Source organism: Nitrosomonas sp., assembly GCF_040240425.1.
Lineage (GTDB): Bacteria > Pseudomonadota > Gammaproteobacteria > Burkholderiales > Nitrosomonadaceae > Nitrosomonas.
The window spans coordinates 159,067-174,345 of record NZ_QPHG01000001.1 but is presented as its reverse complement, the minus strand read 5'-3'; the positions used below and the strand labels follow the sequence as shown (position 1 = coordinate 174,345).

The 15,279-nt window shown below is 48.0% G+C and carries 13 protein-coding genes and 1 pseudogene; 9 read left to right on the top strand and 5 right to left on the bottom strand.

Annotated features, from left to right (window positions below; genetic code table 11):
- The 3 genes and pseudogenes from DU481_RS00685 to DU481_RS00675 form a co-directional block, all read left to right on the top strand.
- Positions 1-187: pseudogene (locus tag DU481_RS00685) on the top strand (NapC/NirT family cytochrome c); the annotation flags it as partial.
- Positions 188-415: 228 nt separating this feature from the next.
- Positions 416-1,894 carry a DEAD/DEAH box helicase gene (locus DU481_RS00680; protein ID WP_350131337.1) on the top strand — a complete coding sequence of 493 codons (1,479 nt, stop codon included), beginning with the start codon at positions 416-418 and terminating at the stop codon, positions 1,892-1,894.
- 204 nt (positions 1,895-2,098) lie between these two features.
- A complete protein-coding gene (locus tag DU481_RS00675; protein WP_090322213.1) occupies positions 2,099-3,328 on the top strand; it encodes a pyridoxal phosphate-dependent aminotransferase in 1,230 nt (409 codons plus the stop codon).
- Positions 3,329-3,371: 43 nt separating this feature from the next.
- On the opposite strand, the gene DU481_RS00670 is transcribed toward DU481_RS00675, so the two are convergent.
- From DU481_RS00670 to DU481_RS00655, 4 genes are read right to left on the bottom strand one after another with little or no spacing between them, the layout of a single operon-like run.
- Complete coding sequence (locus tag DU481_RS00670; protein WP_350131335.1) at positions 3,372-5,324, bottom strand: nitric oxide reductase activation protein NorD; 1,953 nt, start codon at positions 5,322-5,324, stop codon at positions 3,372-3,374.
- On the bottom strand, positions 5,321-6,142 hold the full coding sequence (locus DU481_RS00665) for a CbbQ/NirQ/NorQ/GpvN family protein (RefSeq protein WP_350131333.1): 822 nt from the start codon (positions 6,140-6,142) through the stop codon (positions 5,321-5,323). The genes DU481_RS00670 and DU481_RS00665 overlap by 4 nt, the downstream gene beginning before the upstream one ends.
- A gap of 6 nt (positions 6,143-6,148) precedes the next feature.
- The gene (locus DU481_RS00660) at positions 6,149-7,483 is read right to left on the bottom strand and encodes a cbb3-type cytochrome c oxidase subunit I (protein WP_121165751.1); all 1,335 of its coding nucleotides are present in this window, start codon (positions 7,481-7,483) and stop codon (positions 6,149-6,151) included.
- Between the two features lie 57 nt (positions 7,484-7,540).
- On the bottom strand, positions 7,541-7,993 hold the full coding sequence (locus tag DU481_RS00655) for a c-type cytochrome (RefSeq protein WP_107804351.1): 453 nt from the start codon (positions 7,991-7,993) through the stop codon (positions 7,541-7,543).
- A 340-nt stretch (positions 7,994-8,333) separates the two neighbouring features.
- On the opposite strand from DU481_RS00655, the gene DU481_RS00650 reads away from it, so the two are divergent.
- From DU481_RS00650 to DU481_RS00640, 3 genes are all read left to right on the top strand, one after another.
- Positions 8,334-9,647: a homoserine dehydrogenase gene (locus DU481_RS00650; protein ID WP_350131330.1), complete on the top strand. Its 1,314-nt coding sequence runs from the start codon at positions 8,334-8,336 to the stop codon at positions 9,645-9,647.
- 91 nt (positions 9,648-9,738) lie between these two features.
- The gene (gene thrC / locus DU481_RS00645) at positions 9,739-11,154 is read left to right on the top strand and encodes a threonine synthase (RefSeq protein ID WP_350131328.1); all 1,416 of its coding nucleotides are present in this window, start codon (positions 9,739-9,741) and stop codon (positions 11,152-11,154) included.
- A 172-nt stretch (positions 11,155-11,326) separates the two neighbouring features.
- Positions 11,327-11,884 (top strand): DUF4145 domain-containing protein, encoded by a 558-nt coding sequence (locus DU481_RS00640; RefSeq protein ID WP_350131327.1) that lies wholly within the window; start codon positions 11,327-11,329, stop codon positions 11,882-11,884.
- Positions 11,885-11,998: 114 nt separating this feature from the next.
- Here the strand turns inward: DU481_RS00640 and DU481_RS00635 are convergent, their stop codons facing one another.
- A complete protein-coding gene (locus DU481_RS00635; protein ID WP_350131325.1) occupies positions 11,999-12,142 on the bottom strand; it encodes a hypothetical protein in 144 nt (47 codons plus the stop codon).
- Between the two features lie 82 nt (positions 12,143-12,224).
- Between DU481_RS00635 and DU481_RS00630 the strand changes: the two genes are divergently transcribed.
- From DU481_RS00630 to DU481_RS00620, 3 genes are all read left to right on the top strand, one after another.
- On the top strand, positions 12,225-13,403 hold the full coding sequence (locus DU481_RS00630) for a class I SAM-dependent methyltransferase (RefSeq protein ID WP_350131323.1): 1,179 nt from the start codon (positions 12,225-12,227) through the stop codon (positions 13,401-13,403).
- 91 nt (positions 13,404-13,494) lie between these two features.
- On the top strand, positions 13,495-14,214 hold the full coding sequence (locus DU481_RS00625) for a DUF2971 domain-containing protein (protein ID WP_350131321.1): 720 nt from the start codon (positions 13,495-13,497) through the stop codon (positions 14,212-14,214).
- A gap of 162 nt (positions 14,215-14,376) precedes the next feature.
- Positions 14,377-15,078 (top strand): WD40/YVTN/BNR-like repeat-containing protein, encoded by a 702-nt coding sequence (locus DU481_RS00620; protein WP_350131319.1) that lies wholly within the window; start codon positions 14,377-14,379, stop codon positions 15,076-15,078.
- Positions 15,079-15,279: the final 201 nt, after the last annotated feature.

Here is a 15,279-nt window from a genome sequence, read left to right as displayed (position 1 = left end):
AGAAGTACCGAAGACCGACTTGAATGCGAGCTTGAAAGCTGGCAAGCTGGTTTTGGTGAAGGAAGAAGATGACGGTGGTAGTGGAGAAGACGAAGACGAGGAAGAAGACGAGGGTGAAGGAGCGGCTGGTGGTACATCTGGCAGCACAGAAGCCCAGAGTGATGATGAAGATGAGGATGAAGAGTAATTTAACTTTTTACGCTCAGTTTTTACTTATTTTCAGAGTGCTTTAAAATTCTGAATAAGGCTAATGATGTAACTAGAAAAGAACCCGCACAAAATAATTTGTGCGGGTTCTTTTATTTGTTGAAATCGTATAACTATCATTAAAATAATGAATCTTTTTTTCTCGAAAACTTCAATGATGAATTATGAATATAGCAAATAAATCAGGAAATTTTCAGGAGCAGTAAATATGTCATTCGAGCAACTCGGTTTATCTGCCGAATTATTGCGCGCTATCTCTGATCAGGGATATATCAATCCGACACCGATACAAGAACAAGCAATACCAGTTATTTTAGAAAAAAAAGACGTGATGGGAGGGGCTCAAACGGGTACCGGTAAAACGGCGAGCTTTACCCTTCCCATGTTACAGAGGCTGGAGATTCATGCGAACACCAGCATGTCACCCGCACGGCACCCCATCCGTGCATTAATTTTAGTTCCAACGCGAGAACTTGCTGTGCAAGTGCATGATAGTGTCAAAACATATGGAAAGCACTTGGCACTCAGATCGACAGTTATTTATGGCGGGGTGAATATCGATTCTCAGATCGATATTGTACGTTCCGGTATAGAGATATTAGTAGCAACACCGGGACGATTGCTGGACCATATCCAACAAAAAACCTTGACGCTGACAAAAGTTGAGATATTGGTTTTGGATGAGGCTGATCGAATGCTGGATATGGGATTCATGCCCGATATCAAACAGATTATTCAATTGCTTCCTGAGCAGCGTCAAAATTTGATGTTTTCGGCAACTTTCTCGGAAGATATCAAGAAACTTGCAGGCAAGATATTACAGAACCCGGTACTGATCGAAGTTGCCAAACAAAACTCAGTGAGTGAATTAATAACCCATGTCGTTTATCCGGTTGATGCTACTCGAAAGCAAGAGTTACTTATTCAACTGATTAAACAAAAAGATTTGCAGCAAGTATTGGTATTTACGCGTACCAAACAAGGCGCGGATCGTTTAGCGCAGCGGCTCAATAAGCATGATATTTCAAGCGAAGCGATACATGGCGATCGAAATCAGCTGCAGCGTACCAAAGCATTGGATAATTTTAAACAGGGACTGATTCGTGTACTGGTTGCAACTGACGTTGCTGCACGGGGTCTTGATATCGACGAACTGTCTCATGTGATTAATTTTGAATTACCCAATAATCCCGAAGATTACGTGCACCGCATCGGCAGAACGGGGCGCGCCGGAACAAAAGGATTCGCCATTTCGTTAACCAGCAAGGAAGAAAATAATGCATTGGCTGATATCGAGAAATTATTGGGAATCAAAATTAATACAGAACAAATCGAAGGATTTGAATCAAAAGAACCACAGGTTCGCGATACCAATAAAAAGTCAATAACCGGTGAGCAGAGATCCAAGCATGGCGGATCAATCAAGCAAAATAAGAAACCCAATTCATGGGTGAAAAGCGATGAGAAAGTTGTTCACTTTGGTAAAGAAATAACCCCCCAACATACCCGACGTGCCAAGAAGACCGAAGATCCGCTATTTACCCAGCCTTATGTTTCTAAATATTCCGATGCGAATGCCTTGGCGGCGGATTCCAGTGGATCACATAAGAAAGCAATGCACCGGCATCATGCGAATAAACCAATTCCAGCTTTGTTTATTACTCCCGCAGCCAATAAAGAGAAATAGTACAAATTCCGGAAATTCGTGCGCTGTTTCTTTCGGGTATAAATGCTAGAAAACCAAATTCGCACGAGAGGCATAGTGTATTTCCAGTGCGGAAGTGTGGGGATAACATATATAATGCTGAGATCAATTTGATCGGAAAATTACAGTATTGCAAGGCTTGGGGTTTGGTTTCTTATTCCATCTCAACAGATTCCGTTGCTTATCATGCGTCCAATTTTAAAATCCAGTAAATTAACCAATGTCTGTTATGACATTCGCGGCCCTGTGCTTGAGCGGGCGCGGCAAATGGAAGAAGAAGGGCATCACATTATCAAGCTGAATATTGGCAATCCTGCTACGTTCGGTTTCGATGTGCCCGAAGAGATTCTGCAAGATGTCATCCGGAATTTATCCGATGCTTCCGGCTATTGCGATTCCAAAGGATTGTTTGCTGCGCGCAAAGCGATCATGCATTACACCCAACAAAAGCAAATTCCCAATGTGCAATTGGACGACATCTTTATTGGCAACGGTGTATCCGAGCTGGTTGTATTGACGATGCAGGCATTGCTGGATAATGGCGATGAAGTGCTGATTCCGATGCCGGATTATCCATTATGGACTGCTGCGGTGGTCCTGTCGGGCGGTATTGCGAAGCATTATCTATGTGATGAAGCATCGGGCTGGTTGCCGGACCTGGACGATATCCGTGCGAAAATCAGCTCCAGAACTCGTGCTATTGTCATCATCAATCCGAACAATCCAACCGGTGCGCTATATCCCAAGGAACTGCTGCTTGAGATCATTGAAATTGCCCGTCAGCATCAATTAATCGTTTATGCTGACGAAATTTACGACAAGATCTTGTACGAGCATGCCGAGCATACGTCGATTGCCTCATTGGCCGACGATGTCTTGTTTGTGACCTTCAATGGCCTGTCAAAAAATTACCGCGCCGCCGGATTTCGTTCCGGCTGGGCAGTGGTTTCCGGCGAGAAGAGTCATGCGCGCGATTATATCGCCGGGCTTAATATGCTGGCTTCGATGCGGTTATGCGCCAATGTACCGTCGCAATTCGGCATTCAGACCGCGTTGGGCGGGTATCAAAGTATTTATGATCTGACATTACCGACCGGCCGGCTGATGCGGCAACGCGATGTTGCTTGGAATTTATTGACAGAAATCCCCGGCGTGAGTTGTTTTAAACCGCAGGCTGCGCTGTATTTGTTTCCGCGTTTGGATCCGGAGATTTATCCGATCGAAGATGATCAGAAATTTGCGCTGGATCTGTTATTGGAAGAGAAGGTTTTATTGGTTCAAGGTACCGGTTTTAACTGGAAACGTCCGGATCATTTTCGCGTGGTATTTTTGCCCAATGTCGACGATTTGACCGAGGCAATGGGACGCATTGCAAATTTTTTGCATCGCTATCGCAAACGCCTGGGCACTAATTGATAGTTACTCGAATTGACACTATTCGTAGCTTGTACTGTGTTCTTTATTGCGCTAATTGCCGGTAAATTTTAGGTAGTACTTGAGAGAGTCGGTCTGGCCGGGCGACAATGGCATAATCGCCTCGACCGAATAGATAGGGAAAGTAATCTTGCGCTTGATGATCTATCGTAATTCCAAACACCGATAACCCTGCATGGCGGGCTTCAAAGATAGCTTGACGAGTATCTTCGATACCGTAACGGCCCTCATAATAATCCAGATCGTTCGGTTTGCCGTCGGTTATCAGCAAGATCAGGCGATGGCGCTCCGTGCGCTGATTTAGAAGCTTGCTGATATGACGTAAAGCTGCACCCATGCGCGTGTAATACCCGGAACGTAATGATGCGATACGCCGAAGTACCCGAGCATCAAACGCATCATTAAAGTCTTTTACTTCGGAGATGCGCACATAATCCCGCTTGCGTGATGTAAATGTGTAAATGGCGAATCTATCCCGGCATGTAGCGAGGCCTGTCGCAAGGGTAATTAATGCTTCTTTTTCGATATCAAGAATACGTTTTCCACCTATCCAACTGTCTGTAGACAATGAAACATCCATCAGAATCGCTACGCTTAAATCGCGGGATTGTTGCCGGGTATCGAGGTAGACCCGGTCGGAGCACGTGCCGGTTGCGTGCAGATCGCATCGTGCGCGCACGAAGGCATCCATATCGAGTTCATTTCCATCCAGTTGGCGACGCAACTTTTCGCGTTTTGGCTGCAATGCCTCAAATTGCCTGCGAATTTTACGAAAACGTTTTTTCGCGTGAGAATCCGGTTCCCAGCGGTCGCTATCTTCAAGCGCGTTCTGGAAAATAATCCGGCATTGCCGGGTGTGATATTGTTTGCGCTTGAAATCCCATTCCGGATAAGCCAGTTCGGCAATCAATATCTCCGGATTGACATCATCCGGAGAAAGATCCAAGTCAAACTTCAATCGAGTGGCAGCGCGTTGTTCATGCGGACTAAGCGTAATTTCTTCAAGTGCCTCGGCAGCATCTTTGGCGGCATCCACTTCGTCGTCTTGCACTGCCCGATTGACATTGACCATTTCCGACCAGCTCATCAATTTTTCAAAACGATTCAATAACAACGGATCATCCCGAGCGCTTTGATCTTGTTTTTCCCGCCGGCTTTTCTTTTTGCGGTGTCTTTCATCGGCTTCAGAATTATTGCCGGCACCGTCATCCAGAACATCCGGTCCGGCATTTGTGGATTCCGGATAAAAATTCACTCTGCCCCACAGCGGGACTGGCAGAAAGGGACGATAATTCCGGGCTGCGCGCCATTGCGTGAAATCGGGCGCCAGTTGCAAGACAGCTTGCAGAAAGACTTCTCCTGCAGAATCTATACACAATTGATTACCCAGCATTGTTTGAATAACGCTTTCGATACCCTGTTCTTGCGCCGTCAGTGAACGGCGCGGCCGTTGTTCCTGGAGGGCCGCGCAAAGCCTGCGGTAGCTCTGCGCCAAGCCTGGGTAGTGCTCAGTGATATCTCTACTTATCCAATAAGCTCGATGCAAAAATGCAAGATCGGTTTGTAAAGGATCCTGGAACTTAAGGGGCAGTGAAGATCGGTAATTACCCGCCGTGGCGAAGAATGCCGCGAGCCAGAAATAATGTTGTCGGTTCAGGTCGTTATCGGGGAAAAAATCCAGCGCTTGCGGCAGCAATACGCGTTCCGCATTGCATTCAACCGGAATCAGCGATTCTTTCATCAGGCCGAGGCGCTGCCGCATTGTCAGCCGGTGTTCCGAGGATTGTGGCGTTCCTGCAACGATACCTACGCCTGGAGCTCCGCCTAGTCCGCGGAAAAAAATTCCGAGTGCAGTGCGCACATCATCCAGTGATACCGCCGCTTCCGGATAATGCGGGTAACTGGAAGGTGCGCCAACCATGCGGTGCCATAAACGGCCCGTTTGTTCTTCCAATTCGGTCAATTCAAGCCAATTCATGGCTGGCCGAAGGTTGCGTTGATGAGTTCGAGCAACCCTTGTTTAACTTCCGGGTCGTCGCATAAAGGCTCGACGAGCGCCGCTTCGGCAGCTTGTTGGGGATCCAAGCCATTCTTCAGTAGCGTGGCACAGTAAATCAGTAAACGCGTAGATACTACCTCTTCAAGATCAACATCTTTCAAGGTGCGCAGCCGTTGCGCCAGCGTAGCGAGAGGGATGCATTGCGGCTCGGGCAAACCGCTTTCGGCTGCAATGATTTCAGCCTCGATAGCCGGTGACGGGAAATCGAAGCTGATGGAAACGAAGCGCTGGCGCGTGCTGGGTTTCAGGGATTTCAAAATATTCTGATAACCCGGATTGTAGGATACTACCAGCATGAATTGCTGCGGAGCCTCGAGCAATTCTCCGGAGCGTTCCAATGGCAAAATCCGCCGGTCATCTGTCAAGGGATGCAGCACCACGGTCACATCTTTGCGAGCTTCCACAATTTCGTCCAGATAACAAATGCCACCTTCGCGCACCGCGCGCGTCAACGGTCCATCCATCCACTTAGTTTCGCCGCCTTGCAGCAAATAACGTCCGGTCAAATCCGCCGCTGTCAAGTCATCGTGGCAGGACACCGTGTGCAATGGCCGTCCCAGACGGGCGGCCATGTGCATGACAAAACGGGTTTTGCCGCAACCGGTCGGTCCTTTGATGAGCAGCGGCAGGCCTTCACGATAGGCGGTTTCGAACAGTGCGCATTCATTACCGGTTGGCCGGTAAAATGGAACGAGTGCCGCTCCGGCAGATTGTTGCACGGTACTGTGATTGATCATCAAGCGTTAATGCGCGTAGCTTGATGACAAAGCTTTCTCGCGCGCGGGCCCTAATGCCGAATAGATGAACAGTAATGCGCCAATGATGAAAAATACTCCCGAACCGAGGCGCAACCAATAAAACAATTCAATTTGCGATTGCACTTGCATGTATCCCATTTCCAGCACGCGTTGCAGATGCGTTTGCAGGATACCCGCAAATATCAGTGCAAACGTAATGCCGATCATCGCCGCATTCATGAGCCAGAAACTCCAAATATTCAAGGCTTGGTTAAACGGCTGCAACTTACGCAATGCCGGTAGCGCGTAAGTGAAGAACGCCAGGTTTAGCATCACGTAGGCGCCGTAAAAGGCCAAGTGGCCATGCGCAGCGGTCAATTGCGTGCCATGCGTATAGAAATTAATCGACGGGAAGCTGTGCATCAGGCCGAGCAATCCGGCGCCGACGAAGGCCATTACCGGGCAACCCAGACTCCAGAGAATCGCGGCTTTGTTCGGATGGTTACGGCCGCTTTTCTTGACCAGGTAAAAAGCCCACAGCATCATGGCAAAAAATGGAACGACTTCGAGGAAAGAAAATATGATTCCGATCCAGTGCCAATATTCCGGTGCGCCAATCCAGTAGTAATGATGGCCGGTGCCAAGCAAACCACTGAATAGCGAAAAACCGACAATCACATACAGCCACTTCTCAATCACTTCGCGATCGACACCGGTCAGCTTAATCAGCAGGAACGCCAGCATGGCTGCCATAATCAATTCCCACACACCTTCCACCCATACATGCACGACCCACCACCAGTACAATTTATCGACAGCCAGATTGTCGGGATTGTAAAAAGCGAACATGAAGAAAATGGCTGCACCCCATAAACCCAGCAGCAACACGATCGATACCACCGTTTTGCGCCCTTTGAGCACGGTCATGGTGATATTGTAAATAAATATCACGAAAGCGATAACCATCAAGATTTTGACCCAAAAAGGCTGTTCCAAAAATTCCCGTCCTTCGTGTACGCCTGACAGGTAACTGCCGACCGCAGCCAATGCGGCAAAGACAAAAACACCCAATTGTAGCCATGCGAGTTTGGGGCTGTGAATTTCCCTTTCGCTTTCTTCGGGAATCAGAAAATAACTGGCACCGAAATAACCTAACAATAACCAAACCAGCAACGCGTTCGTGTGTATCATCCGGATAATATGGAAAGGCGCCGTTTCAGAAAGAAAATTAGGAAACACATAAATGGCGCCTGCCAGCAGACCGGCCAGAACTTGAACCAGAAACAATGCCAAAGCAGCGACAAAATAGGGAAAAGCAAGTCCCTGCGTATGATATTTCATTGCTATGCCTCCATAAAACGTCTTGATGAATGAATTTGCCTGAAAGATCGCGGAGGATTATCCGGAAATTCCGGGAGGCCAGCCAAGGGTATTGATACGGCTTGTCCATTCCAGAAAATCGACTAAATCATCCAGTTCCTGCTCGGTTAAATTGAATTGAGGCATCTGCCGACGCCCTTCGATACGGGTCGGTTGCGCGCGCATCCAAGCTTTGAGTCCTAGCCGGGCGCCTTCCGGGCTTTGTTTGCCGCCGTAACGAATCCAAACATTGCCTAACTCGGGCGCAAAATAAGCGCCTTCTCCAAGCAGTGAATGGCAATTGATGCAGGAATGGCGTTCCCACACATGCTTACCCCGCGCAACCGATTCTGTCAGCGTGGACTCATCGGTGGCTACATTCACCATATAGAAATGGGTGTGAATGGTTAATGCCGTAAAAACGGCCAGAAAAAAAATAGAACCGCCATAGAAAATATTGCGAGCGGCTGATTTGGTTAAATACTCGGCCATAATGCGCGACTCCTCTTTGACAAACAGTGAGAGACCCTTTTGTTAAAAAGGCATATTATCCATAATTATCAAATGGATATATTATTTTCCTAGAATCTTTATCGATTTTAGCCTAAATCATCCAGAATGAGAAGCCGTGTCAGAAAATAGGTAACAAATAAGGAACGGTTTTGCGCTTGACGGAGAACTTTACCAGGGGCTTGCTTGAAACGAGGAAGAGCAAACAATTAAGTCGCTGTAATCCCGGTGAGTGTTCACACGGACAGAGCCGTCAAGCGCCGGATTGCTATTATCGTATATAATCGCGTTCATTCCATAACTTGTTTTTATTCTTAAATTTATGAAACCCATACAAATTGGCTTATTAGGTATCGGTACGGTGGGAGGCGGCACCTACACTGTTCTGAAACGTAACCGCGAAGAAATTGCCCGTCGCGCAGGCCGTGAAATTATCGTCACAATGATCGCTGATAAGGATCTGGAGAAAGCGCGTGCACTGGCGGATAGCAATGTGATTGTCACCGGCAATGCGCATGAGATCACAACCAACCCCGACATCGATATTGTCGTCGAGCTGATCGGTGGACAAACCATCGCCAAGGACTTGATCCTGGAAGCACTGGCGCACGGTAAACATGTCGTGACAGCCAATAAAGCGCTGCTGGCCAACCATGGCACGGAAATATTCGCAGCTGCTCGTGCTAAGGGCGTGATTATCGCGTTTGAAGCTGCGGTAGCTGGCGGTATCCCCATCATTAAAGCGTTGCGCGAGGGGTTGACGGCCAACCGCATTACTTGGATTGCCGGGATTATCAACGGCACTTCGAATTTTATTTTGTCGGAAATGCGTGAGAAAGGACTGTCCTTCGAGCAAGTGTTAGCGGAAGCGCAAAAGCTGGGGTATGCGGAAGCTGATCCGACCTATGATATCGAGGGCATCGATGCCGCGCACAAAATCACCCTGATGTCGGCGATTGCGTTTGGGATTCCAGTGCAATTCAGCAAAGTGTATACCGAAGGCATTACCAAGTTGACCGGCGAAGATATCCGTTACGCCGAACAGCTCGGTTACCGCATCAAACTGCTCGGAATTACCAAGCGGGTGGAAAAAGGTATCGAATTGCGCGTGCATCCCACGCTTATTCCGGTGCGGCGCTTGATCGCCAATGTCGAAGGCGTGATGAATGCCATTGTGGTCAAAGGTGATGCCGTGGGAGCCACGCTCTACTACGGCGCCGGCGCTGGTGCGGAACCAACTGCCAGCTCGGTGATCGCTGATCTGGTCGATGTGACGCGTTTGCACACTGCCGATCCGATGTATCGTGTGCCGCCGTTGTCATTCCAACCGGATTTACTGTCCGATACGCCGGTGATTCCGATGGAGGAAGTGGAAACCTCGTATTACTTGCGCATACAAGTCATCGATAAACCCGGCGTGATGGCGGAAATTACCCGCATCGTGGCAGATAATCATATTTCCATCAGCGCCTTGCTGCAGAAAGAAGCCAGCGACGAGTCAGATCAAGTCAGTGTCATCATGCTGACGCATTTGACGGTCGAGAAAAATATCAATGCAGCGATAGCCCGCATTGAAGCACTGTCGGTGGTCAGCGGCAAAGTATTCCGCTTGCGTATTGAAGAACTGAACAACTAAAGCGATGACCGGTTCGGAGAAGGCGGACTGCTTTGCGGGCGTCTGCCGTGTCCCCGGTCTCTCGCTGTTGCATAACCTAAAGAAACCAGCCATGCGTTATATTTCTACCCGCGGCGGTATGCCGCCCAAAACTTTCTCTGAAATTCTGTTGAGCGGTCTGTCGCCGGACGGCGGACTGGCCATTCCGGAGGCCTACCCAAAAATCACGGCAGCGGAACTTGCGGCCTGGCGCAATTTAAGTTATCCGGCGCTCGCGTTCGAGATCCTGTCGCGCTTCGTCGACGACATTCCGGCGGACGATTTGCGCAGTATCATTCATCAAACTTACACCGCCGAAGTGTTCGGCACCCCGGATATTACGCCGCTGAAAACACTGGAACCGGGTCTGCATATTTTGGGATTGTCCAACGGGCCGACACTGGCGTTCAAAGACATCGCGATGCAGCTACTCGGCAACCTGTTTCAATATCAACTGGCCAAAACCGGCGACGAATTGAACATCCTTGGCGCAACCTCGGGCGATACCGGCTCCAGCGCCGAATACGCGATGCGCGGCAAGCACGGTATTCGTGTGTTCATGCTGTCGCCGCTCGGCAAAATGAGCCGCTTCCAGACCGCGCAAATGTTCTCGCTGCAAGACAAGAATATTTTTAACATCGCCATTCGCGGCGTGTTTGATGATTGCCAGGACATCGTCAAAGCGGTCAGCAACGATCATGCTTATAAAGAAGCGCACCGCATCGGTACGGTCAATTCGATCAACTGGGCGCGCATCGTCGCGCAAGTGGTGTATTACTTCAAAGGCTATTTCGCCGCTACCAAAAGCAACGACGAGCAAGTGTCTTTCGCCGTGCCATCCGGCAATTTCGGCAACATCTGTGCTGGACATGTCGCCCGGATGATGGGATTGCCGATCAAGCATCTGATCTTAGCCACCAACGAAAACGACGTGCTCGATGAATTTTTCCGCACTGGCGTGTACCGCCCGCGTGCCACCACCGAAACCCAGCATACCAGCAGCCCGTCGATGGATATTTCTAAAGCCTCCAACTTCGAGCGCTTTATCTTTGACCTGACCGGCCGCAACGCGCAACAAGTCAAGGAACTCTGGTCGGCGGTCGATCAAGGTAAACCTTTCGACTTATCGCAAACACCGTTATTCGCCAAAATCAAAGATTACGGTTTTGTCTCCGGCAGCAGCAATCACGCTACCCGTATCAGTACCATTCGTGACATCCACCAGCGCTACCACGTGCTGGTTGACACGCACACTGCTGACGGCCTCAAAGTCGGCCAAGCACACCGCGAAACCGGCGTGCCGCTGATTTGCCTGGAAACCGCATTACCAGCGAAATTCGCCGAAAGCATCGTTGAGGCCATCGGCCATGAACCGGAACGCCCAGCAGGTTTTGAGAATCTGGAAGATTTACCGCAACGGTTTGTGGTTAAGGATGCGGATGTGAAGATGGTAAAGGATTATATTGATGAGCAGTGCAAGGTGCTCTAGTAAATTGTTCCTATCTGTTTGGCTTAAATGAATCATTGTAGGATACCGTGCTCATGCCTAGAAAAAAGGGAGAGTCGTGAGTTTTCTGGGAATAGGGTTATCTTTAACTTAGCTATTTTGCTACTTAGAAATTCTAATTGGAGTTAGATTACTTGAAAAAGCTGAGGTACGTGTGGATTGGCGAAATATAGAAACCATTTACTCTCGGTCTTATGTTTGCGGTCACTGCAGCAATCGTGTTGGCTCGAATAAAGGTTATTGCACTAATAACCATTCACCTGAAATTTTATCGGTGCATGTCTGTCCACATTGCTCGCTTCCATCCGTCTTTCAGGGGGAGACGCAATACCCAGGTGTTTTACCAGGCGGTCTAGTATCCCATCTGCCTACTGATATTGAGTCTCTGTATAACGAAGCGCGTTCCGCATTCGCTGCCGGAGCATTTACCGCAGCAGTTCTTGCATGCCGGAAGCTCCTTATGAATATCGCCGTCGCACAGGGCGCACCTGCAGGACTGGCTTTCATTGCCTATGTTCAACATTTATCAGATACGGGTTATATACCTCCAAACGGTAAGGCGTGGGTCGATCACATTCGTAAACGGGGTAACGAAGCGACGCACGAGATTAGTTTAATGAGCGATGACGATGCTCAAGAACTAGTTTTGTTTTCGGAAATGTTGTTACGCTTTATCTTTGAATTTCCGAAGCGTGTACCATCACCAAAATAGTTAGTTTTTTGTTGTAGCCGACGCATTTTAGCAAAGTTGTGTGTAATCCCTATCGCACCAAATATAAATTTGCAATGCGCTTCGCTCATTGGCACTTTACTTGTTCCAGATAATTTATTCATGATTGTTTTCCACTTCGTTTCTTCCGAATTCGCCCTCAAAGCCCTGCGTGACCGCCGGTTGAAAATTGCGTGCATCAATGAACTGAACGATCCTCTTCAATTTTGTGCTACCGATTTTTTCGATAGCGATACTCAAACACGATCCGGCGCTGTGGAATCACTATGAAATTCCTTCTGCTGGTCTGGCGGCTTTTTCAAATTAAAAGAGCAAAAGAATAATGTTTGCAGAATCTTTAAAAAACTGGCTCAAGTCATTTTTCTCTGGCAGCGATGAAACTGTGGCGCCAATCAAGGCATCTTTTTCTCCGCTTGTTTACCGGCTGGAGTCTCCAAAATATCAATTATTTAATTTGCACGGTGAAAACTGGATAAGTGGCTGGGTATTTTATTTCGGAGACAAAGTGGTCTCAGAGCTGGCCGTAACGGCTGATAAGACTTTTGTGGGTAGTTTTCCCGTCAACTTACCGCGTCCGGATATCAGTGCCTATGTTCCTTTTGTCCCAGCAGCGAAAACCTGCGGTTTTAACTTCAAGTTACCTGCTCCATCGTCAACACTCAAAAAAATTCAAATCGATGTTGTTTTCAGCGATCAAACACGGGCGGATTTTTTGACTTATGATGTCGATGAAGTGCGACTTCAAGCGGCCAAATTTGCTGAATATCAAAAGAAATTGCAACAAATTCCGGTACCGGATGGAGCGCTGGTTTTTCTGACGCAGGGGCATTCTCAAACGGAGGAATATCAAAATGGCATTATTCCAGCCGTGCTGACGATGCAATCGTATTTGCAAAAATCCAGGGTAGATATAGGGCAGATAAAGACTTTACTTGATTTTGGCTGTGGTTCCGGGCGTTTGCTGGCTGGTTGGCATGTCATCACGCCACAGATCCGGCTTCATGGTTGTGACCTGAATCCGCAGTTGATAGAGTGGGCGCAACAGCATTTGCCTCAACCCATTGATTGCCAGTTAAGCCATTTGAATCCTCCTTTGCCATATCAAGATCATCAATTTGATTTTATCTATTTGATTTCTGTTTTTACGCATTTGTCACTGGATACACAAAAGCAATGGATACAGGAGTTTAAGCGCATTCTCCGCAAGGGCGGATACCTGATGGTGACGCTGCATGGAGAACTTTATGTGAGAAATTCTTTCGATCAACAGCACGTGCATTTTCTAGCATTTGATAGGGCGGGTTATGCCGAGGAAGGACAGGCATCTGTTGAAGGAGAAAATTTCTACAGGTCCTTTCATCGCTTCGATTTCGTTATGGAATTATTTGCAGGCTTTGCAATCAAGGGATACTTTCCAAACGGAAACGATAAACACCGCAATACGCTATTCCAAGTTGCGCAATCGCAAGATGTTTATGTGATGCAATATTTAGGGGAATAAATACCCACGGCGCACCGGATTGTTAAGATTTAAATCCGCTGATGTTTCAGGTTATTCATGATGTTAAACGATTTACTCAAGTAGTGTGTTCATGATTGTCTATCACTTTATTTCTTCAGAATTTGCCCTTAGAGCCTTGCGCGACCGCCGTTTGAAAATTGCGCGCATCGATGAACTGAACGATCCGTTTGAATTTTGTGCTACGGATTTTTCTGATAACGATACCCAAAGCAAACTGGAAACATTCAAAAATCAGGTGAATGAACGATACGGCGTGATTTGTTTCTGCGAAAACTATCACGATCCAGTGCTGTGGAGTCATTATGCCGATAGTCATCGCGGTGTTGTGTTGGTGTTTGAAATTCCGGACGACATGGCGATACGCATCGATTATCAGCCCGAGCGCTTCAAGCTGGATGTTGAAGCCGCGATCCAGCGCGGCAGTTTTGATGAATCCGATTTGAATCAATTAATCTCGACCAAATTCTCAAGCTGGGGTTACGAAAAAGAGATTCGGATGATGTGCCGCCTGAACGATCATTTTTGTCAGATGGATTCTAAAGGCAAAAAAGTCTATTTTGAATCGTTAAGCCTGGAATCGTATGGTGTGGATGCGTTGAAGCTTATCGGTTTGATTCGCGGCGTTCGCTGCGATTTAAAACCTGCCGATATCGCGAGCGAATTGCTGGCGGTCGACACGTTGCCAGTTCAAGATGCTCGATTGGATGTGTCGTCATTTCAAGTTATTGCCGGTGAAACTTACTTGGTCAATGGCGTGCGATCCTTTTCCGCTTGCTGCTTTAGGGTTTGATGAGGGTGGGGCTGGAATAATCGCCCCTATTGGTTGATTTCGCAGAACTCAGTCTACTGGAGAGGATGAACGAGTATGTCAGCAATAAAATTAGCATCGCGAGATTATAACTTCCAAAGTTTTTCACAACGATTAAGATTCGGGGCGTTGGTGTTTTGTGTGATGTTCTCTTCCTGGGCGCACGCTGAAATTTGGCACAGTACACCGGTCAGCGCAATGAGAGACGTTGCTGTTGCCCCCAATGGCATCATTTGGCTGACCGGAAAAGACGGAGCTGTTTGGGTGTCGGATAATATTTATGGCTCCTCCTTCACGCAGATTCCAGGGCATGATTTCAGCCGCATTGCTGTAGGCTTGGATGGTACAGCGTGGGTGATTAAGTCCGATGGCACGTTGTGGAAGTATGCGAATACCTGGGTGCAAACAACGGCAAGCGCAATGCAAGATGTGGTTGTCGCGCCAGATGGCAACGTTTGGCTTGTGGGTGAAAATGGCGCTATCTGGGTGAGTAACGATCAGGGCAAGCAGTTTGCGCAGATAGAGAATAACGGTTTCAGCCGCGTATCGGCCGGGATGGAAGGAATGGTATGGGCGGTCAAGTCCGATGGCACAGTGTGGAAGTATGCGAATGCCTGGGTGCAAACAGAGGCAAGAGCGATGCAAGATATTGCTGTCGCGCCTAACGGTTTGATATGGCTTGTTGGCAAGAACGGCGCAATATGGAGTTCAGCAGATGACGGTACTACTTTCAGTCAAGACGAACATGCCAAGGACATTGAAAATATAGCTGCTGGAAGAGGCGGTGCATGGGCGGTCGGGTCAAATGGCACGCTTTGGCGCAAACTTTCTTCCCCTCAGTTTTGAACATGCCAATGTCTGTGTCGGGTCTCATGATAATGCTCCGGATTTATTCATAAATTAAGTTTCCCCATACACTGCCATTGGCTACATCGCGTTGCGTTTAACGGCATCCTGTGTATTAATCGCATTGCCACGATACACACGATACTTTTTTAATATTCTGTTAGGATGCCTGGTCAGAAAGACAGATCAAACACTGTTAAT

Bases quoted from the DNA above. Each gene is read 5' to 3' on its own strand.
- DU481_RS00680 (WP_350131337.1), top strand. From the start codon at position 416: ATGTCATTCGAGCAACTCGGTTTATCTGCCGAATTATTGCGCGCTATC.
- DU481_RS00675 (WP_090322213.1), top strand. From the start codon at position 2,099: ATGCGTCCAATTTTAAAATCCAGTAAATTAACCAATGTCTGTTATGAC.
- DU481_RS00670 (WP_350131335.1), bottom strand. From the start codon at position 5,324: ATGAATTGGCTTGAATTGACCGAATTGGAAGAACAAACGGGCCGTTTA.
- DU481_RS00665 (WP_350131333.1), bottom strand. From the start codon at position 6,142: ATGATCAATCACAGTACCGTGCAACAATCTGCCGGAGCGGCACTCGTT.
- DU481_RS00660 (WP_121165751.1), bottom strand. From the start codon at position 7,483: ATGAAATATCATACGCAGGGACTTGCTTTTCCCTATTTTGTCGCTGCT.
- DU481_RS00655 (WP_107804351.1), bottom strand. From the start codon at position 7,993: ATGGCCGAGTATTTAACCAAATCAGCCGCTCGCAATATTTTCTATGGC.
- DU481_RS00650 (WP_350131330.1), top strand. From the start codon at position 8,334: ATGAAACCCATACAAATTGGCTTATTAGGTATCGGTACGGTGGGAGGC.
- thrC (WP_350131328.1), top strand. From the start codon at position 9,739: ATGCGTTATATTTCTACCCGCGGCGGTATGCCGCCCAAAACTTTCTCT.
- DU481_RS00630 (WP_350131323.1), top strand. From the start codon at position 12,225: ATGTTTGCAGAATCTTTAAAAAACTGGCTCAAGTCATTTTTCTCTGGC.
- DU481_RS00625 (WP_350131321.1), top strand. From the start codon at position 13,495: ATGATTGTCTATCACTTTATTTCTTCAGAATTTGCCCTTAGAGCCTTG.
- DU481_RS00620 (WP_350131319.1), top strand. From the start codon at position 14,377: ATGTTCTCTTCCTGGGCGCACGCTGAAATTTGGCACAGTACACCGGTC.